This is a genomic window from Pseudomonas sp. BR20 (genome assembly GCF_050780135.1).
Lineage (GTDB): Bacteria > Pseudomonadota > Gammaproteobacteria > Pseudomonadales > Pseudomonadaceae > Aquipseudomonas.
Genome location: NZ_CP172012.1, coordinates 1031334 through 1049011 on the forward strand (window position 1 = coordinate 1031334; position 17678 = coordinate 1049011).

The 17678-nt window shown below is 57.6% G+C and carries 20 protein-coding genes; 11 read left to right on the top strand and 9 right to left on the bottom strand.

Translation table 11 applies throughout. From position 1 onward, the window contains the following. The first annotated feature begins 151 nt into the window (after positions 1-151). From sctW to sctU, 11 genes are read left to right on the top strand one after another with little or no spacing between them, the layout of a single operon-like run. Positions 152-1216, top strand: a complete 1065-nt coding sequence (gene sctW / locus ACHPFG_RS04490) for a type III secretion system gatekeeper subunit SctW (protein ID WP_431701703.1) — start codon at positions 152-154, stop codon at positions 1214-1216. Beyond that, positions 1213-3306, top strand: a complete 2094-nt coding sequence (gene sctV, locus ACHPFG_RS04495; protein ID WP_431701704.1) for a type III secretion system export apparatus subunit SctV — start codon at positions 1213-1215, stop codon at positions 3304-3306. The genes sctW and sctV overlap by 4 nt, the downstream gene beginning before the upstream one ends. Before the next feature lie 34 nt (positions 3307-3340). Next, entirely contained in the window at positions 3341-4240 is a 900-nt protein-coding gene (locus ACHPFG_RS04500; protein WP_431703437.1) for an FHA domain-containing protein, read from the top strand. Further along, positions 4237-5595 carry a FliI/YscN family ATPase gene (locus ACHPFG_RS04505; protein WP_431701705.1) on the top strand — a complete coding sequence of 453 codons (1359 nt, stop codon included), beginning with the start codon at positions 4237-4239 and terminating at the stop codon, positions 5593-5595. Before ACHPFG_RS04500 ends, ACHPFG_RS04505 begins: the two co-directional genes overlap by 4 nt. After that, entirely contained in the window at positions 5582-6010 is a 429-nt protein-coding gene (gene sctO / locus ACHPFG_RS04510; RefSeq protein ID WP_431701706.1) for a type III secretion system stalk subunit SctO, read from the top strand. Before ACHPFG_RS04505 ends, sctO begins: the two co-directional genes overlap by 14 nt. Beyond that, complete coding sequence (locus ACHPFG_RS04515; RefSeq protein ID WP_431701707.1) at positions 6007-6465, top strand: type III secretion system HrpP C-terminal domain-containing protein; 459 nt, start codon at positions 6007-6009, stop codon at positions 6463-6465. The genes sctO and ACHPFG_RS04515 overlap by 4 nt, the downstream gene beginning before the upstream one ends. Further along, the gene (locus ACHPFG_RS04520) at positions 6462-7475 is read left to right on the top strand and encodes a FliM/FliN family flagellar motor switch protein (protein ID WP_431701708.1); all 1014 of its coding nucleotides are present in this window, start codon (positions 6462-6464) and stop codon (positions 7473-7475) included. The genes ACHPFG_RS04515 and ACHPFG_RS04520 overlap by 4 nt, the downstream gene beginning before the upstream one ends. Beyond that, positions 7472-8125, top strand: coding sequence for a type III secretion system export apparatus subunit SctR (gene sctR, locus ACHPFG_RS04525; RefSeq protein ID WP_115486563.1), 654 nt, complete (start codon positions 7472-7474; stop codon positions 8123-8125). Before ACHPFG_RS04520 ends, sctR begins: the two co-directional genes overlap by 4 nt. A gap of 7 nt (positions 8126-8132) precedes the next feature. Next, on the top strand, positions 8133-8396 hold the full coding sequence (gene sctS / locus ACHPFG_RS04530; protein WP_065938437.1) for a type III secretion system export apparatus subunit SctS: 264 nt from the start codon (positions 8133-8135) through the stop codon (positions 8394-8396). Between the two features lie 10 nt (positions 8397-8406). Next, on the top strand, positions 8407-9195 hold the full coding sequence (sctT, locus tag ACHPFG_RS04535) for a type III secretion system export apparatus subunit SctT (protein WP_131700415.1): 789 nt from the start codon (positions 8407-8409) through the stop codon (positions 9193-9195). Next, complete coding sequence (gene sctU / locus ACHPFG_RS04540; protein ID WP_431701709.1) at positions 9192-10289, top strand: type III secretion system export apparatus subunit SctU; 1098 nt, start codon at positions 9192-9194, stop codon at positions 10287-10289. The genes sctT and sctU overlap by 4 nt, the downstream gene beginning before the upstream one ends. Here sctU and ACHPFG_RS04545 read toward each other — a convergent pair whose 3' ends face one another. The 9 genes from ACHPFG_RS04545 to ACHPFG_RS04585 all read right to left on the bottom strand — a co-directional run bounded on the left by ACHPFG_RS04545 (position 10290) and on the right by ACHPFG_RS04585 (position 17535). After that, a complete protein-coding gene (locus ACHPFG_RS04545; RefSeq protein ID WP_431701710.1) occupies positions 10290-10640 on the bottom strand; it encodes a transcriptional regulator in 351 nt (116 codons plus the stop codon). It lies immediately after the preceding gene. Between the two features lie 11 nt (positions 10641-10651). Next, on the bottom strand, positions 10652-10855 hold the full coding sequence (gene hrpT / locus ACHPFG_RS04550) for an HrpT family type III secretion system protein (protein ID WP_131700412.1): 204 nt from the start codon (positions 10853-10855) through the stop codon (positions 10652-10654). Beyond that, positions 10852-12987, bottom strand: coding sequence for a type III secretion system outer membrane ring subunit SctC (gene sctC / locus ACHPFG_RS04555; protein WP_431701711.1), 2136 nt, complete (start codon positions 12985-12987; stop codon positions 10852-10854). The genes hrpT and sctC overlap by 4 nt, the downstream gene beginning before the upstream one ends. 14 nt (positions 12988-13001) lie before the next feature. After that, positions 13002-13394 carry a type III secretion protein gene (locus tag ACHPFG_RS04560; RefSeq protein ID WP_431701712.1) on the bottom strand — a complete coding sequence of 131 codons (393 nt, stop codon included), beginning with the start codon at positions 13392-13394 and terminating at the stop codon, positions 13002-13004. Positions 13395-13697: 303 nt separating this feature from the next. Continuing rightward, positions 13698-14291: a type III secretion system stator protein SctL gene (sctL, locus tag ACHPFG_RS04565; RefSeq protein ID WP_431701713.1), complete on the bottom strand. Its 594-nt coding sequence runs from the start codon at positions 14289-14291 to the stop codon at positions 13698-13700. Continuing rightward, complete coding sequence (locus tag ACHPFG_RS04570) at positions 14269-14850, bottom strand: type III secretion protein (protein ID WP_431701714.1); 582 nt, start codon at positions 14848-14850, stop codon at positions 14269-14271. The genes sctL and ACHPFG_RS04570 overlap by 23 nt, the downstream gene beginning before the upstream one ends. 13 nt (positions 14851-14863) lie before the next feature. Then, on the bottom strand, positions 14864-15664 hold the full coding sequence (gene sctJ, locus ACHPFG_RS04575) for a type III secretion system inner membrane ring lipoprotein SctJ (RefSeq protein WP_431701715.1): 801 nt from the start codon (positions 15662-15664) through the stop codon (positions 14864-14866). A gap of 489 nt (positions 15665-16153) precedes the next feature. Further along, a complete protein-coding gene (locus tag ACHPFG_RS04580; RefSeq protein ID WP_431701716.1) occupies positions 16154-16354 on the bottom strand; it encodes a hypothetical protein in 201 nt (66 codons plus the stop codon). 257 nt (positions 16355-16611) lie between these two features. Next, the gene (locus ACHPFG_RS04585) at positions 16612-17535 is read right to left on the bottom strand and encodes a sigma 54-interacting transcriptional regulator (RefSeq protein ID WP_431701717.1); all 924 of its coding nucleotides are present in this window, start codon (positions 17533-17535) and stop codon (positions 16612-16614) included. Positions 17536-17678: the final 143 nt, after the last annotated feature.

The window sequence follows — 17678 nt, forward strand, 5'->3', positions numbered from 1 at the left end:
TCTGAATCAATGGTTTTTTTTGCAATGATTTGCACGGAGCGCTGAAGGCTTTTGCAAGTTTTATCAAATTCGTATTGGGAGAGGATTTCGATGGAACTGCATGGGGAGACATTGCCACACAGGGAAACACTCTTCCTGTACTGGCGTGTTCATGAAAGTCGAATCCAACAACGATGTGCAAACAATCCGCCCCCTGGATCGGGCGGCTATCAGCCATGCCTCAGTGTCCGCACCCGCGAAGGGCATCGATGAGCTTGCACATCTGTTCGGCCAGGAGGTGGAGCTCAACAGCCGAGCGCTGAGCGAGCGGAAGATGACGGTGCGCGTGCCCCCAGTCGCGCAGCTTGCGCAACTTTATGATCAGTTGGGCCATCCGGCCAAGAAGAAGCTGCCTTTACTTTTAGTACTCTTCAGGCAGCAATTGCGGGACAAACCTACTCTCGAAAAATTGCTGAAGCTTGCGGACGGGGACCCCGCGCGCGCGTTCGTGGTGCTCAAGCATATGGTGACCAACGCAGGCAGCGAGGACCGTCAGTCCGAGGCTACGTTGGCGCGCGATGCCATTGCCAAGCTTGAAGCCCGTTTCAAAGGGGAGATCCAGGCAGGCCTGAACATCGCCTTGGCATTGCAGTCTGCCGGGCTCGACCCTCAGGAGCGCCAGGCAATGCGTGTGCTCTACTACGGCAGTGTGGTCACGCGCCAGTCCCTGTCGACGATGATGCAGGCTTTGCTGGGTGTATACGGCGGTGAGCAGTTCCACGTCGGGCTCAAGGTGATGTGTGAGGCTTTGGCGGATGACATTGCGGCCAAGGTGTCGTCAATGCCCACGCCCCTGTTGCGCACTTTGCTGCTGGGCCTGCGGGACTGCGGGCAGTTGAGCTCCGTGTTGGCCGGGTGCAATGCGTTGATCGGGCGCTTGGGCATCGAACATGACGCGGTAGGCTTGTTGCAGCGTCTGCTGGCTTACGCCGGCAGCGGCATTGAGGCTGCTGAGGTCCTGCGACTGGCGAATGATCTGGGAGGGAGCTCATCCCTCCGGCAAGTGGTAGCCCTCCAGACGCTATACCCGCTGCTCCAGCAGTTGCCCTTGGCCTTGTGGTCTGACAGTCATGTACGACGGGATACCTTGGCTCGGCTTGTGGTGGTGGTGGATGAACTGGACCGGCATTTGCGCGGGCCTACACGATTTGCCGGTGAGCCGAGGACCATGACGTGACCGCTCTGTCGGCCATCAACCGTGTATTGCTCAAAGTGGCACAGCGCGCCGAAGTGTTGGGCGCGGTGGTGGTCATGGCCATCGTATTCATCTTTATTGTGCCGCTGCCCACCTGGCTGGTGGACATTTTGATCGCCCTGAATATCTGCATTTCGTGCCTGTTGATCGTGCTTGCGCTTTACCTGCCGGGCCCCCTGGCGTTTTCGTCGTTTCCGTCGATCCTGTTGTTGACCACCATGTTTCGACTGGCCCTGTCGATTGCAACCACGCGTCTGATCCTGCTGGAGCAGGATGCGGGTGACATCGTCGAGGCCTTCGGTAATTTCGTGGTGGGGGGCAACTTGGCAGTGGGGATGGTGATTTTCCTGATCCTGACCCTGGTTAACTTCCTGGTGATCACCAAGGGCTCGGAACGGGTTGCCGAGGTCGCGGCGCGGTTCAGCCTGGACGCGATGCCGGGCAAGCAGATGTCCATCGACAGTGACTTGCGTGCCGGCCTGATTGACGGCACACAAGCGCGGGACAAACGTGAGCAATTGTCCCGTGAGAGCCAATTGTTCGGCGCGATGGATGGGGCCATGAAGTTCGTCAAGGGCGACGCTATCGCGGGGTTGATCATCGTCGTGGTCAACCTGTTGGGCGGCTTCTCTACGGGCATGTTCCAGCACGGCTTGAGCGCTGCTGATTCAATGGCATTGTATTCGGTGCTGACGATCGGCGATGGCCTGATTGCACAAATTCCGGCGCTGCTGATCTCCCTGACCGCCGGCATGATCATCACCCGCGTGGCGCCGGAGGGGCGCAAAGGTGTCAGTAACATGGGCGCCGAAATTGCCCGGCAAATGACCAGCGAGCCCAAGAGCTGGATAATCGCTTCGGTGGGCATGCTCGCGTTTGCGATAGTGCCCGGTATGCCGACCGGGGTATTTATCCTTATTTCGCTGATAACCGGCACCCTGGGGTATTACCTGATGCGCCAGCGTCAGCGACAAGCAGAGCCTGCGGCCGCAGCCGCCGAAGCCGTGCGTCCTGAAGAGAACGGAAAAGAGGACTTGCGCGGGTTCGATCCGTCGCGCCCTTACCTGTTGCTGTTCCCCCCGGTTTTGCGTGGGACGCCTGAGGTGGCGGAGCTTATTCATGGGATTCGCCAGTCCCGAAATGCACTGGTTGCCAATATTGGCCTGACCCTGCCGCCATTCGAAGTCGAACTCGATGACTCGCTGGCCGCCGACGAAATGCGTTTCTGTGTGCATGAAGTGCCGATGGTCAAGGCCTCGGTTGTCAACTATCTGGCCGTCGAGCGTAACGCCTTGACGGTCGAGCCTGAGCATGGAATACCCGGGCTGGCCGAGCGTGATGAACAGGACTGGGTCTGGCTGGCACCGGATGATCCACTGCTCGATGACCCGCAACTGGAACGCTTTACTGCGACCAGTCTGATCATCGAACGCATGAAGCAGGCCATGATGCTCAGTGGACCGCAGTTCCTGGGGATCCAGGAGAGCAAGTCGATCCTCAGCTGGCTGGAGCACAACCAGCCGGAGCTGGTGCAGGAACTGCAGCGAATCATGCCGCTATCGCGGTTTTCATCAGTGCTGCAACGTCTGGCCAGCGAAGGTGTACCGCTGCGGGCCGTACGATTGATTGTCGAATCGCTGATCGAGTATGGCCAGCATGAGCGTGAGCCGGAAGCATTGGCCGACTACGCGCGTATTGCGCTCAAGGCGCAGATTTTTCACCAGTACAGCGAGGCCGACGGCCTGCATGCCTGGCTGCTTTCACCGCACTCTGAAAACATCCTGCGCGAGGCATTGCGCCAGACCCAGACCGGGGTGTTTTTCGCCCTTGACGACGACCATAGCGCTGTGTTGATCACCCTGCTCACCCAGGCCTTTACCTTAAGGGCCAAGAGCAAGAGTGTGCTGTTGGTGGCGCAGGACCTGCGTAGTCCCTTGCGTACCTTGCTGCTGGAAGAGTTCAACCATGTCCCGGTGCTCTCATTCGCCGAGTTGGGGAGCACCTCCAAGGTCAAAGTGCTGGGGCGCATTGACCTTGGCCAGGACGAGCTGATGCGTGGTGCGGTGGCATGAGTATTTGGCCATGGCCAGCGTGGAGGTCTCGCTGATGTTTGAGTTAAGGGTGCTTGACGGGTTGCGTCAGGGCGCTGCGTTACCGTTGTTTGGGGAGCAGTGGAGCATTGGCGCTCACGCGGACGCTGACCTGATGCTGAACGACCCGGGGGTCGTCGAGCAGCATGCGCGCCTGCGGTTTATCGACGCCAACTGGTTGGTGCAGGCCGAAGCCGGGCTGTTGCGAGACCCCGAAGGCCAGGTACTGGCGCAGATCGCCAAACTGGAACTGAACGTGCCGTTTTCAGTGGGAGGGGTGCGCCTGTGCGTCACCTTGGCCGAGCAGCCCTGGCCCCAACCCACAGCCCCTGCGACGGTAGCGCCGCTACCGGCCAATGCGCCTGCGCAAGGGATGAAGTTATCGTCAATCTCGCACTCGCAGCAAAAGCGCCTGATCAGCCTGGTGTTGGTGGTGACGGTAATTATCGTGGCAGTGGGCATGGTCTCCACAGGGGAGCGTGAGGCACAGGCTTCGCTGATGCAGCCCGTGGTTCAGAAGCAGGAATTGGCCTCGTCTTTTGAAGTACGCCAGCAATTGATGAAGATGCTCAGCGAGCGTGAATTGAGCCAGCGGGTCACCTTGCAAGTGATCAATGACCAGGTGGCGCTCAGCGGAGATGTCTCCCAGGACGACGTTGAGCTGGTAGCGCGCATGCTCAGCCGTTTTGGTGAGCAATTCGACAGCTCGGTGCCGGTGATCAGCCGTGTGCGTGTGCGTGATGGCACACTGCCATTTAGGATTGTGCAGATCGTCGGCGGGCCGAACGGTCACGTGGTCTTGGAGGAGGGCGGCCGACTGTTTGTGGGCGACGAAGTGGAAGGGCTGCGATTGGTGCTGATCGACAACAGCAAGGTGGTCTTCGAGGGTGCGCAGCGTTACGAGGTGCGCTGGTGAGTGCGGATCTGCAGGCGCGTCTTGAAGCCTGGCAGCAGCGCCAGTCCCAGTCATTGAGCAGCTTCGCGCCGGTGACGGTGAGTGGCCGAATCCAGCGCGTCAACGGCATGCTGCTGCAGTGCCGGCTACCCCAGGCGCGTATCGGTGACTTGTGCCAGGTGGAAAAAAGTCCGGGCGACTATATGCTCGCCGAGATCATCGGCTTCGATCAGCAGGACGCGGTGCTCAGTGCCTTGGGTAATTTGGAAGGCGTGCGGGTAGGTGCTGGCGTGGAGCGCCTTGGGGTATCCCATCGAGTCCAGGTCAGCGAGGCCCTGTTGGGCCAGGTGCTGGATGGTTTCGGACGGCCGATTACGGGGCAGGGCGTGAGTGCGTTTGTCGAGGCTGACTTACCGGATACCAGTGCGGTGTTGTGTGAAGCGCCGTTGCCCACCGAGCGGCCGAGGATTAACCGTGCACTGGCCACCGGAGTGCGCTCGATCGATGGCCTGATGACGATTGGCGAGGGCCAGCGTGTAGGCCTGTTCGCCGGGGCCGGTTGTGGCAAGACCACCTTGCTGGCCGAGATCGCGCGTAACGTCGAGTGCGATGTCATCGTATTCGGGCTGATCGGCGAGCGGGGGCGGGAGCTGCGTGAATTTCTTGACCATGAGCTCGATGACCAGTTGCGCGCCAAGGCGGTACTGGTGTGCGCCACCTCCGATCGTTCCAGCATGGAGCGCGCCCGGGCCGCGTTCACGGCCACGGCATTGGCCGAAGGGTTTCGGCGCAAGGGGCAACGGGTATTGCTGCTGATTGACTCCTTGACCCGTTTCGCCCGGGCCCAGCGTGAGATCGGCCTGGCTGCCGGCGAACCCCTGGGGCGCGGAGGTTTGCCTCCTTCGGTATACAGCCTGCTGCCACGGCTGGTGGAGCGTGCCGGGTTGACGCGTGACGGTGTGATCACCGCGATCTATACAGTGCTGATTGAGCAGGACTCCATGAACGATCCGGTGGCCGATGAAGTTCGCTCGCTGCTCGATGGGCATATCGTGCTGTCCCGCAAGCTTGCCGAGCGTGGGCACTACCCGGCGGTGGATGTGTTGGCAAGCCTTTCACGGATCTTGAGCAACGTCGCAGAGCCGGAGGACATCCAGGCGGGTACGGCATTGCGACGGTTGTTGTCGGCGTACCAACAGATCGAGCTGATGCTCAAGCTGGGGGAGTATCAACCTGGCAGCGATGCCCTGACCGATTTGGCGGTGGACAGCCGTCAGGCGGTCGACGGGTTCCTGCGCCAGGACTTGCGTGAGCCTACGCCGATGTTGACGACGCTGGAGCAACTTAAGGATCTGACCGCCCATGTCCCATTCTGATGTGCTTCTCGGCGAAGTCGAGACGCTGCGGCGCCTGCGCAGGCACAGGGCTGACCGCGCCGAGCGCGCCCTGCGTGAGGCCAAGCGCGCCCAGCAGGCCCTGCTCGCACATATCCAGCAGGCTAAGAATGCGCTTGAGCAGACTCGGCAGGAGGAGGCTCGGCAAAGTGCTGAATTGCTCAGTCGGCATCAGGGTCAGGTGCTGAGCCTGAAGGCCTTGAAATCGTGGGGCGCACAGGAACGAACATTATCTGCCGGTACCCGGCGGGACCAAGGCCAACTGGCGCAATTACAAGGCCAGCAGGACGAAAAGGAAAGCCGCGTCGGGAGTGCTCAGAAGCACGTCACCGAGTGTCTGCGGCAGGTGGAGAAACTTCAGGAGTTATCCCTACTTCTGGCTCAGGAGCCGACATGACCCAGGTTTCAAATGAACCCCTTGAGCGGCCACGTCCGCGTGAAGTGCGCGAGGAGCGGGAGCCGGGCGCTACGAGCGTAGTGCCTTGGGAACAAGGGCGACTGTTCGCTCAACTGTTTGCCGATAACGATGAAGGCACTGGATCGGGAGCTTCCTTAGCGGGAATCAAGGCGTCGGCCGGTGCCTCCATGGTTGAGGCCCTCACCGAACAATTGGCCCCTCGTGTACAGGCCGGTTCCCAGTGGCCGCTGCAGGCGGTGTTGTACTTGCCCCGGCTGGGGCGGATCAACGCCAGCGTTCGCCGTGAGCAGAGTGCCTGGAGCATCGAGCTGGAAGCGGAACATGACGCCACGGCGCGTTGGCTCAGCGGCGTGCGGCAACAGTGTGAGGACCGGTTCTCGGCAGTGCTGGGGTTGCCGGTCAACCTGCTTGTGCCTAGTACCGGCTGCGCATGAGAGTGCCGCACTTGACCTTTCCCTTGATCAAGAGCGACACGGTTGCCGCACGCCGTCGACTGGGGCGCGGCTTACGCCTGGGGTTTCAGGTCGCCGGCGAGGACGGCGAGCTGCGGCTGGAACCTGGACGAGCACCTTTAGGGGCCGAAGTGTTCTGCTTCGAAACCGCGTGTGGCGTCCTGGCGCTCGCGGAAGCGGGGCCGTTACTCAGCCTGCTGGGCGAGTGCCCGGTGACATTGGCCCCGTCCGGCAACGATCCGGAGTCCTGGTTCTGGGCGTTGTTCCAGCATCACCTGAGCCCGCAGGTAAGTGCGTTATTGGGTTATATGCGATTGCTGGAGACCGATCGGCCCAAGGGGTTTGGGTGCCGGCTCAGCGTAACCCTGGGGGCGTCGCGCGTTGTGGGCTATCTGTGGCTGGCCCCTGAAACCTTCCTGGCGTTGTGCGATGCCGGGCTATGGCGCACCACTGCCGGGCCGATGCCGACGCGGTTCCAACTGGCAATTGCCGTGATCCTTGGGCGTTTGCAGTTGCCGATTGCACAGGCTCGTAGCCTGCGTACCGGTGATGTGCTGTTGCTTGAACAGACCTTTTTTCAAGCCCAGGGCAGCGGCTACATACAGGCTGGCAAGCAGCGGCTGCATGGCTGCATTGACGATGTCACTGGCCCTTTGTGCCTGACCCTTACTTCTATCGAGGACACGTCCATGGACGAAGATTTTACAGCGCCCCATTATTCGGAATATGAGGAGGGGGAGCCCGTGGAGGATGTGTTTGGCCATGAGCCGTTCGATGAGTTGAGCATGGCGCTGAATGTGCGCTGCGGAACGCTGAACCTTACGCTGGGTGAGCTACGTCATCTCGCACCCGGCTCGGTGCTGGGCATTACCGGCTATGCCCCTGGTATGGCCGGTCTGTACTACGGTGATCGGCCTATTGGCCAGGGGCAGTTGGTGGAAGTCGACGGGCGCCTGGGCTTGCAGTTATCTCGTGTGCTGTTCGGCCGATGATACTCCAGGGGCTCGACCCCCTCGTTCTCGCGCTTTTTCTTGGGGCATTGACGTTGATGCCCCTGCTGTTGGTCATCTGCACATCGTTTTTGAAAATCGTGATTGTGCTGATGATTACCCGAAATGCCATCGGCGTGCAGCAGGTGCCGCCCAGCATGGCAATCAACGGCATAGCGTTGGCAGCGACGTTGTTCATTATGGCGCCGGTGGGTTACGAGATCGCCGAGAGCGTCAAGGCTTCGCCCCTGGACATGAGCAATGTGCAAACGGTACTGCAGACGGGTGGGGAAGCCATCAAGCCGTTGCGTGCCTTCATGCTGCGCAACGTGGACCCGGATGTGCTGACGCATCTGTTGGAAAATACCGCGCGGCTGTGGCCCGCACAGATGGCGCAGGAGGTGCAGCGCGAGGACCTGATCCTGTTGATTCCGGCCTTCGTGCTGTCGCAATTGCAGGCAGGGTTCGAGATCGGCTTCCTGATCTACATTCCCTTCATCGTGATCGACCTGATTGTCTCCAACCTGCTGCTGGCGCTGGGTATGCAAATGGTCTCGCCAATGACCATTTCCCTCCCGCTCAAACTGCTGTTGTTCGTGTTGGTATCCGGCTGGTCGCGGCTGCTCGACAGCTTGTTCCTCTCCTATCTCTGAGTGGCTTATGGAACCGATCGTGCTGTTCAAACAGGGCATGTTGCTGGTGGTGGTGTTGTCGGCGCCACCGTTGATCGTAGCCGTGGTGGTGGGTGTGCTGACGTCCCTGGTGCAGGCACTGATGCAGATACAGGACCAGACGCTGCCCTTTGGCATCAAGCTGGTGGCGGTGGGTATCACGCTGATCATGACCGGGCGCTGGATTGGCGTGGAGTTGATCCAACTGATCAACCTCACCTTCGAGATGATCGGCCGCTCGGCCCTGAACTGAGGCCTCGCCTGTGCTGCTCTATCTCGAATTCCTGCCCAGCCTGGTGATCGGCATGGCGCGTATCTACCCCTGTGCCATCCTGGTGGCGGCGTTTTGTTTTCAGCACATACGCGGCATGCCTCGGCACACCATTGTGATGGTCATGGCATTGCTGCCCGCGCCTGGTATCCATGCGGCGCTGGAGGGCCAGGATTACTCGGCGCTCATGCTCGGTGGGTTGGTGCTCAAGGAGGTGGCGCTGGGGTTGTTGCTGGGAGTGTTGCTGGCGATGCCGTTCTGGATGTTCGAAGCAGTGGGGGCATTGCTGGATAACCAACGCGGTGCGCTTGCCGGTGGTCAGCTCAACCCTTCGCTGGGGCCGGATGCCACGCCCATCGGGCACTTGTTCAAGCAGCTGGCGATTTTTCTGCTGATGGTCAGCCTGGGGTTGGGCGCGGTAACGCAGGTGATCTGGGACAGTTACCTGATCTGGCCCCCCACCGTGTGGTTTCCGCTGCCTGCGCCCAATGGCATGAGTGTATTTGTCGGCCTGCTGGGCGATACCTTCACGCACATGATGCTGTACGCCGCGCCCTTCATTGCGGTGCTGTTGCTGCTGGAGTTCGGTATTGCGTTGCTGGGGGTCTACAGCCAGCAATTACAGGTGAGTACGCTGGCGCCGCCGGTCAAGAGCCTGGCAGGTATTGGTATTGTGCTGTTGTACTTTGCGCTGCTGCAGGACCTGATTGTCGGGCGCATGCTCCAGTTGGGTGACCTGAAACACTCGCTGGGGCTTCTCTTCAAGGCCTCAGTTCCATGAGTGATTCGGGGGAAAAAAAACACCCGGCTTCAGCCAAGAAACTGCGCGACCAGCGCAAGAAAGGCCAGGTCGCCCAGAGCCAGGATGTTCCCAGGTTAGTGGTGCTCACCGCCATCAGTGAGATCGCCTTGTTAACCGCCGAGACCAGTCTTCAGCGCTTCCAGCAATTGATGGTGTTGCCGATGTCGCGCTTGAACCAGCCGTTTGTACGCGCGTTGGAGGAGGTGCTGGTTGAAGGGCTGGTCATGTTTGCTTCGTTTGCCCTGTTGATGGTCGCAGTGGCGATCACGGCGAAGCTGATCAGCAGTTGGATGCAATTCGGATTGCTGTTCGCCCCGGAAGCGCTGAAGCTCGATTTCAATCGCCTCAACCCGGTCAGCCAGATCAAGCAAATGTTCTCTGCCCAGTCGGTGATGAGTCTGTTGATGAGCATCGCCAAGGCATTTCTTATCGGCCTGATTGTGTACCTGGTGGTCTGGCCTTCGCTGGGAGTGTTGATCAATTTGGCAAACAGCGATCTGCAAAGTTACCTGCTGGCGCTGATCGCCCTGTTCCGCCATCTGCTGCACGCCTGCCTTGGGTTGCTGCTGGTGCTGGCCCTGATTGACCTGGCCTTGCAGAAACACTTCTTCGCCAAACGCATGCGCATGACCCAGGTCGAGGTCGTCAAGGAGTACAAGGACATGGAAGGCGACCCCCATGTGAAAGGCCAGCGCCGCTCGTTGGCGTACCAGTTGGCCCAGGAGGAGCCGAAGGTCAAGCTGCCCAAACTGGAGGAGGCCGATATGCTGGTGGTCAACCCGACGCACTTTGCGGTCGCCTTGTACTACCGGCCCGGTAAGACGCCGCTGCCGTTACTGATCGGCAAAGGCACCGACGCCGAGGCCCGCACGTTGATCGTACGAGCCAAGGCCGCCAAGGTGCCGGTGATCCAGTGTGTGTGGCTGGCCCGCACGCTCTATACGAAACCGCTCGGCGCAAGCATTCCTCGCGAAACCTTGCAGGCCGTTGCGCTGATCTATCGCACCTTGCGTGAGCTGGATGACGAAGCCAAGCGCGAAACCCTGGAATTGCCGGAGCTTGAGCGGCGTTGATCAGCGACTGGAAGGCGCGTCCAGGGCGCCGAGGTTGGCCAGCGATAACATCCGGCTGAAAATCTTGTCCAGCGTGTTACGCGCTGCAGGCAGCGCGTGCCAGATCACCAGGGCATACTGGGCATCGAGGTAGATGAAAAAGCCATCGTATAGCGACGCGTACTCAAAGCGTCGCTCCAGTACCCATTGCAGTTGCCCGGTTTGTTGCGCTTCACGGGCGATATGCAAGGCCACCCCCGACTGATTGCCGCCTTGCAGCGCGCACAGCTTGATACCGGGAGCGAGCGGCAGGTGAGCGGCAGCGCCGCTCACCAGACTGTCCAGAAACACCTGGCGTTGTGCGTCGGGCATTTCCTTCACGCTCATCGTTCCAGAGATACCGTCTGGTAGTCTTTTCGCTCACCGGCGGGGCCAGGCTCGACACGCATCTGCGGTGGCCACCAGATCACCATTTTGTCCTTGGTCGCTTGCGGGCGAGAGCACGAGTCACCCTTGCAGGTGGGGGTGCAGCCGGCGACGAGCAGTACAGTGCCAATCAGGGTGACGCAAAATAAGCGGTGTTTCATGGGGTAGCCTTTTGAGCAGGAGTGATCAAGGAGGGGCGGGGCACACTGAGGTGTTCATCCTTCACCACAGGGCGCATGGCGATAAATACCTCGGCTTCTTCACCCGGCTTGAGCCAGGCGCGCGGCCATACGCTGACGGCCAGGGTCTGGGAGTTACTGCACTCCTTTTCGTCGATACGCACATTGCGTTTGAACTGGTTGCGCAACACCACCACCGCTACGTTGTACTCAGGGCCTGCATACCACTGGCTGCGTTCGGTGTTCAGCGCCAGCAAGTCGCGGGTGTTGCACAGGGTATTCAGCCCCAGCGGCATCGGTGCCGCCTTGAACGCCTTGGGCACTTCACCGCTGACCAAATGCGCCAGGGTGCTGATGATATCGCTGCGCTTGATCACCGGTTGGTGAGGGCTATAGCGCCGCGCCAACGGCGCGAGGGCTGCCTGCAATTCGACTTGGTCGTCCTGTGGCAGGTAGCGCGACGGATCGGCCTGGTCACCGATGACGCGCGGGGTGAGAATGAACAGGCGTTCACGCCGATTGTTCTGCCGTTCGGTCGAGGAAAACAGCGCCTTGCCCAGCAGGGGGATATCACCCAGCAGAGGCACTTTGTTGTGCTTGTCAGTGTTTTCGGTCACGTGGAAACCGCCGACCACCAATGAACGTTTTTCCGCCATCACAGCCTGGGTGCTGACTTTGCCTCGGCGTACGTCAAGGTTGCCGGGGAGGGGGTTGGTCTCGTCGAAATTGCCGTCTTCAATATCCACCACCAAGTGGATCTGATGGCCGCCACGGCTGGTGATGACGCGTGGCACTACCTGGAAGCTGGTGCCCACGGTGACCGGCAAAATGGTTGCGTTCTCCCTACCGGGCGTCAGGTATTGCGTGCGGTTGAAGTCGATCACCGCCGGTTGGTTTTCCAGCGTGAGCACCGAAGGGTTGGAGACCATGGTTGCCAGTCCCTTGGCTTCCAATGCGCGTATATCGGCATAGAAGCGATCGCGATTTTCAATCGACAGCTGCGACGAGGTGCCCGGTGACACGTTGGCACCGCCGCGGAAACGACTGTTCTGGAAACCCCAGTTCACCCCGAACTCACGCAACTGCGTGCGTTCGATATCGAGAATGATCGCGTCGATTTCCACCAGCTTGCGCGCCACATCGAGTTGGGTGATCAGCTCGCGGTACATGGCCTGGCGTTCCGGCAAGTCATAAATCAGCACCGCGTTATTGCGCACATCGGCTTCGACGCGAATCCGACTATTGGAGACCGGGGCGCGTGGGGTGAGCGCGGGGCCGATGTCCAGTGGTGCCGGGCTGGTTTTATCACCGAGCATCTGGCCCAGCAATGGGTTGCCCAACCGGGGAATGGTGGGCGTGAGCGGCGCGGGTTGTGAGGTGGGACGTTGACTCAGCCCCGCAAGCGTTGAGGAGGAGCGCGGCTCCAACAAGCCGCGCAAAATGCTGGCCACCCCGGGGATGGTGAGCTTCTCGCCGCGATAATCCACCAGGCGGTCCGCTGCATTTGCGAACTTCAGCGGATAACTCAGCACACTCTGTTTTTCATCCGGTGAACGGCGTTGACTGCTGAACTGCTTGATCTGCTCGATGTAGCGTCGAGGACCGGAGACGAGCACTACGCCATCTTCGGGCAACTCACCCCAGCCGAAACGACTGTCGAGCAAGCCGATATCGGTCAGCGCCTGCTTAAGGTCGGCAATGGTTTCGGAAGAGACTTCCAGGCGCGCTGATTCCTGCTGGTCCAAAGTACTGACATAGAGGGTGTTGTTGTACAGGTACCACTGGAAACGGTGCTCTACACCGAGACGGTCGAGCATCGATTGCGGGGTATTGGCGCGGATCTTGCCATTGACGTTGCCTTCCAGCAGGCCCTCGACTTGAAGTTGTGTGCCGAAGGTCTGGGCGAAGTCTTCGAGTACTTCCCGAAGGGGTTTGTACTCGGCTTCATAGGCGTAGGCGGTGTTTTTCCATTCGGGAGGGATGGCGGCGAAGCTATTTTCCACTGGGCTCAGCAGGCAGGAAAGCAGGACGATGCTGTATCGAGATGTTCGTCGGGACGACACAACTGACGAATCTTGGCCCAAGCTGCGGCGCTTGTGGGTCTTGTTATTCATGGAGAGTTCTCTGGTTAGTACAAGAGTGAACGTAGCGAGGTGGATTTAAGGTTTTGCGCGGGGCGAGCAGTGCGGGCGAACGTGGCACGCCATGTGTCTCGTTGGTTGAGCAGGGTTTCGAGACAATCGAGCACGTGTTGTTTTCCCTGCCCGCTTCGCAAGGTCTGGATCAACCAGAGCGCACCACTGTCTGCTTTTTGACTCAATACGCCCTGAAAAAAAGCTAGGCTGGCTGCGCCTAGGCGCAACCAATTTTGCAAGGTCGTGTTGTCTGAATGGCTAGCGGTCAGTTGAGCCCCCAATAAAACGAAGTCTCCTTGACGTCTTAAAGTAATTTCGTCCTCGCCCTCAAATAATGCGAGGGATTCTGCATGACTGTCTAACCAAGTAAAGACCAAGTCTTTCATTTACTGAAAGCTATCAAAGCAGTGTTTTAAACACTGATGCTCAACCCGAAGGTTATCCATGTAAAGTGAGTTGGAAACTGTCATTTGCTCGGCTAACTTATAGAATCGTTCTGCATCCTCGACACTCTTCGTCCCATCGATAGGGAATGAGTCAAAATCTTTATAGGAAGACGTTGCGTATTTGAGGGCTTGCTCTGAAATCGATTTAGATGAGTGCATGGGTTTCCTTTAGTTTCATTGTTAAGGTGTTTGTTGGGCGATGAGCTTTGCCGCTAAGCGTTTACAGTTTTAAGTCTGCAGATATTAGACATCGATTCGAAACGCTTCGCCTTGTTTGAAAAAAGTACCAAGCATTGAGCTCCAACTGATACGAAAGTCTCCCTCATCAGTTTTTAATATCAGTGTTTGAGGTGCAATCGTCTCATCAGCATGAAGTTTCCAGACGGCGGTTGCATGAGAGGCAAAATGTTTTTTTATCTGTTCGAAGTCATGCGAGTTGCAGAGTAGGGTTGCGCTGACCTCCGGGACTTGAATCGCTAGAAGTTGCTTTAAAAGAGCCGTCAGTCTACTGGAGGCGACCGTCTCATCAAGCAGGTGACGAATAGCCTCATTGGTAACCGAGTTGGCATATTGTTCGAGTTTGTCGCACATGGCTTGACGGTCGCGCTCCCACCGTTTGAGTTGGGCATCAGCGCGTTGCCATATTTCCAGCGAAGTCTCCTCATGCAACGCTTCGCATTTTTTTCTTGTCAGGCTCAGCAGTTGTTCGGCTTGAGCACTCGCGTTTTTCAATAGATGGTCAGCCTGCTTCCAGTTTGCAAGTTCTTCCCGTGGAATTAGGCTGCATGGCAACCTAGGCGCATCCTTGAACAGCTCAATGGTGCGTCGGCATAACATTACTGATCTCCTGGTCCGTTTGAGTCGGGGGGATCGGCTCACCTGATAATGACGTGGCACGCCAGACCACTGCCTGCCAGAGCGTATCTAGTCGGTTGTTTGCGTTCTCAAGACGCAGATGTCTCTTTTCAACCCCGCGCGCCCGTTCGCGGGAGAAGCGCAACCTGAGGCGCTGCCAGATCGGGGGGGCAAGCCAGCTATGGAGCAGGTGTAAAGGATCCGCATCGGGCGCCAGCATGGCCGGGGGCAGAGCCTTGGAAAGACGTACGCACCACAGGTGATGGCTGTCGCTCAAGGCGGACGTCGTTTCAGGATTGAAGGTGTCGTGAACCAGTGTCAGCGCCAGGTTGATTTCTTCATTTGAAGCAAGGGCCAGTCGCAGTGCGGTTGGGTGGGGGCGAGGAGGTAAACAGGCCGCCACACCCAAGAAGTCACCCGGCATCATCAGTCTGCCCTGGCAAAGTTCGTCAATTGCAGCGTGTGGGCCGCTCCGCCAGTCTTCATGGGCATACTTCCAAGGGAATGCCCACCATTGAGCCCAGGCCAACTGCTCACTCATTGAGTGGTCAACCCTAAGCGTCATGAGCCTGTCCGCTTGATTGGCTGACTACAGGTGACTCTTGCCCAAAACGATGACGTCGACGGTAAATGAATACTGCTGCGACCGCTGTCGCCATGGCCCCGAGCATAGAAACAATCAGGCTGTTTTGCCAAAAAACGAGATCCTCGCCAGGTATCAGGAAAGGGCCGAAATACACCAGGCGTTGCTGCTCCTTATAAGTGGTGGCGGGCACAAATATAACGGTAAGTTTCCGCGGGTTATCCATCGCTGTGGCCATGCCAGGAATACTGCTTGCCACCATCCTGCGAACGCGTGAGTTGATGTTATCTGGGTCCATGCGTGAGTCATGTTTTATGAACACCGAAGCGGATGCGGGCTGGACCGGCTCACCTGGCGCGATGCGTTCCGGCAGCACCACGTGTACTCGGGCAACAATGACACCGTCAATGTTGGAAAGCGTAGCTTCAAGCTCTTGTGACAGGGCATAGATGTAGCGTGCCCGCTCTTCCAATGGCGTTGAGATAACGCCCTCTTTGCGAAATGTATCGCCCATCGTCGTTCTGGCCACTCGAGGCAGGCCAACGGCTTCCAATGTTCGTACTGCGCGTCCGATGTCGTTTGTGTTTACCGTCACGACAACACCATCTTTGGCCGGTTTTTTTTGTGCGCGAATGTGTTTATCTGCCAATTCTGCTATGACCTCATTGGCTTCTTGCTCAGAGAGTTGGCGATGAAGTTCGACACGGTCGCTGCAGCCGTTCAACACAAGTACAACAGCCAAAAGTAGTGCGACAGACAAAAAATTATTCATTGAATATCATTGTAAGTTCGATATTTTGTCGATGCCTTGAGTCGTCTTGGCAAGGCACTTTACTAACAGTTGGGACGTCAGTTGAACATTGGAAAGAAGACTTGGGTATTTTCTGAATTTCTCTATGTCTAATTCGTTGCTGGTTGACTTCAGTAGATTGGCCATGTGTTTTTTCGAGTTTCTTAAGTGCGCTAAGGCATCTGTCAACACAGGAGACATATAGCGGGCAGCGGGCGATGAGCTTGCCCCTGGCGCGTCTTCGAGAATGGAGGTAAAAAAGCAGGAATCTCTACTGCATGTTGACTCATCTCGTGTTGCATGGGCGGTATTGACAGCGGTATCTTTGGTGGAATCTACGTATGTTTCTAATTTCATAGAGTACCTGTAGGATAAGCGTCTGCAGGAGATTTTTATTAGGTGTATTAGTGAAGGCTAAAATTTGAATTGAGGGTACCTCTCGGGCTGATACTCCCGAGAGGTAAGTCGCCTTTATTGGAAGCTTTTGGCTGCCTGGTTGATACCAGATGTTAGCCTGGCTTCGAGTTGCTTTTTAGTGGTGTAGTCGCTGATTGCTTCACCCATCTGAAAGTTGTCCTCAGCAGCACTAGCACCATTATTTGTGTTCGGAAGCGTTGTGTTGCTAGCGCCGTAATATGGGGCTGTTGCAAAAGAATTTCCGATTCCGCTCATGAAAATGCTCCAGATATTAATATTCAAGGGTCATTGATTGGCCGACGGTCGAGGTGAGAGGGGGGGCAGGTTTCCTTTCAAATTAACCTCGGCATTGGATAAGTGGTATGCCGGGAGGAAGTTGTTCCATTTGATTATTGGGTTAAATGTTTCTAGATGTTTTGGTGTTCAGGGGGTTGAACAATTGACGTAGCGTATGCGTGATGCGCATGTATAACTATTACAGGAAAATATTGCCTTTTTGAAAGCAGTTAGCTTTACCCCTGCGATATCTCCAGTTGTTTCATCCGGTAGTACAACGTGCGCTTGGCAACTCCCAGCTCCACCGCAACTGTATTTACACAGTGCTGATGGCGGTGCAGCGATTCCTCTATCAATGCCTTTTCAATTTGTTGCAAGCGCTCCTTAAGGGTTGCCTGGGCTTCTTGTTGGCTGCTCACCATGGGGGAGAGCGGTGGCAAGCCCAACACGAACCGTTTGGCCGTTGACCGTAGTTCACGCACGTTGCCGCGCCAGGTGTGGCGTAGCAGTTGTTGCAGCAGCTCGTCCGAAGGCGGCGGGGCGGTGCATTTGAAGTGGTCTGCTTCTTGCCGGATTATTTCCAGGAACAACGGAATGATGCGCTCGCGTCGCTCCCGCAGTGCCGGGAGCTGAATATTCACGACGTTCAGGCGAAAATACAGGTCACGCCTGAAGGTGCCGTGTTCGACCATCTGGTGCAGCGAGTGCTGGGCAGACGCAATGACGCGCATGTCCACAGGGATGAAACGGGTCGAACCCAGTCGCTCCACGCCGCGTGATTCCAGCACGCGTAGCAGCTTGGCCTGCAGGTTCAATGGCATGCTGTCGATCTCATCAAGGTAAAGCGTGCCCAGGTGGGCAGCCTCGACGAAACCTGCCCTGGATTGCATCGCCCCGGTATAGGCGCCGCTGTTGACGCCGAACAATTGGCTTTCCGCGAGGCTTTCCGGGATGGCTGCACAGTTCACGGGAACAAAATTACCTCGCCGTCCCGATAGAAGATGAATCCGTTGTGCTAGCGTATCTTTGCCTGTACCGGTTTCCCCCAGTAACAAAATGTCAATGTTGAGGGTAGCCGTGTTGTTTAGTGTGTTTTCAATATCTGGGCCTTCGATGAGTGAAAATGCCGTTTCATTTTCCATGTTGAAGGTTGTCGACATTGAAAGATGTTCCCTTCCTGCTATTAATTCATTGTTAAAAGGACGTTATGCTCGCGATGACCAGTGGCGTAGATTATAGGGGCTGTCATTCATTCTTAAAGGGGGGGCGACGGGCAATTGCTGTAGGAAAGTGTCTTTCTGTT

Excerpts from the sequence above, each read along its gene's own strand:
- ACHPFG_RS04570 (WP_431701714.1), bottom strand. The coding sequence starts at position 14,850 with ATGAGTGAGCAGTTGGCCTGGGCTCAATGGTGGGCATTCCCTTGGAAG.
- sctW (WP_431701703.1), top strand. The coding sequence starts at position 152 with ATGAAAGTCGAATCCAACAACGATGTGCAAACAATCCGCCCCCTGGAT.
- hrpT (WP_131700412.1), bottom strand. The coding sequence starts at position 10,855 with ATGAAACACCGCTTATTTTGCGTCACCCTGATTGGCACTGTACTGCTC.
- ACHPFG_RS04500 (WP_431703437.1), top strand. The coding sequence starts at position 3,341 with ATGTTTGAGTTAAGGGTGCTTGACGGGTTGCGTCAGGGCGCTGCGTTA.
- sctS (WP_065938437.1), top strand. The coding sequence starts at position 8,133 with ATGGAACCGATCGTGCTGTTCAAACAGGGCATGTTGCTGGTGGTGGTG.
- sctJ (WP_431701715.1), bottom strand. The coding sequence starts at position 15,664 with ATGAATAATTTTTTGTCTGTCGCACTACTTTTGGCTGTTGTACTTGTG.
- sctC (WP_431701711.1), bottom strand. The coding sequence starts at position 12,987 with ATGAATAACAAGACCCACAAGCGCCGCAGCTTGGGCCAAGATTCGTCA.
- ACHPFG_RS04515 (WP_431701707.1), top strand. The coding sequence starts at position 6,007 with ATGACCCAGGTTTCAAATGAACCCCTTGAGCGGCCACGTCCGCGTGAA.
- sctR (WP_115486563.1), top strand. The coding sequence starts at position 7,472 with ATGATACTCCAGGGGCTCGACCCCCTCGTTCTCGCGCTTTTTCTTGGG.
- ACHPFG_RS04560 (WP_431701712.1), bottom strand. The coding sequence starts at position 13,394 with ATGAAAGACTTGGTCTTTACTTGGTTAGACAGTCATGCAGAATCCCTC.
- ACHPFG_RS04580 (WP_431701716.1), bottom strand. The coding sequence starts at position 16,354 with ATGAGCGGAATCGGAAATTCTTTTGCAACAGCCCCATATTACGGCGCT.
- sctU (WP_431701709.1), top strand. The coding sequence starts at position 9,192 with ATGAGTGATTCGGGGGAAAAAAAACACCCGGCTTCAGCCAAGAAACTG.
- sctO (WP_431701706.1), top strand. The coding sequence starts at position 5,582 with ATGTCCCATTCTGATGTGCTTCTCGGCGAAGTCGAGACGCTGCGGCGC.
- sctL (WP_431701713.1), bottom strand. The coding sequence starts at position 14,291 with ATGTTATGCCGACGCACCATTGAGCTGTTCAAGGATGCGCCTAGGTTG.
- ACHPFG_RS04520 (WP_431701708.1), top strand. The coding sequence starts at position 6,462 with ATGAGAGTGCCGCACTTGACCTTTCCCTTGATCAAGAGCGACACGGTT.
- ACHPFG_RS04545 (WP_431701710.1), bottom strand. The coding sequence starts at position 10,640 with ATGCCCGACGCACAACGCCAGGTGTTTCTGGACAGTCTGGTGAGCGGC.
- ACHPFG_RS04585 (WP_431701717.1), bottom strand. The coding sequence starts at position 17,535 with ATGTCGACAACCTTCAACATGGAAAATGAAACGGCATTTTCACTCATC.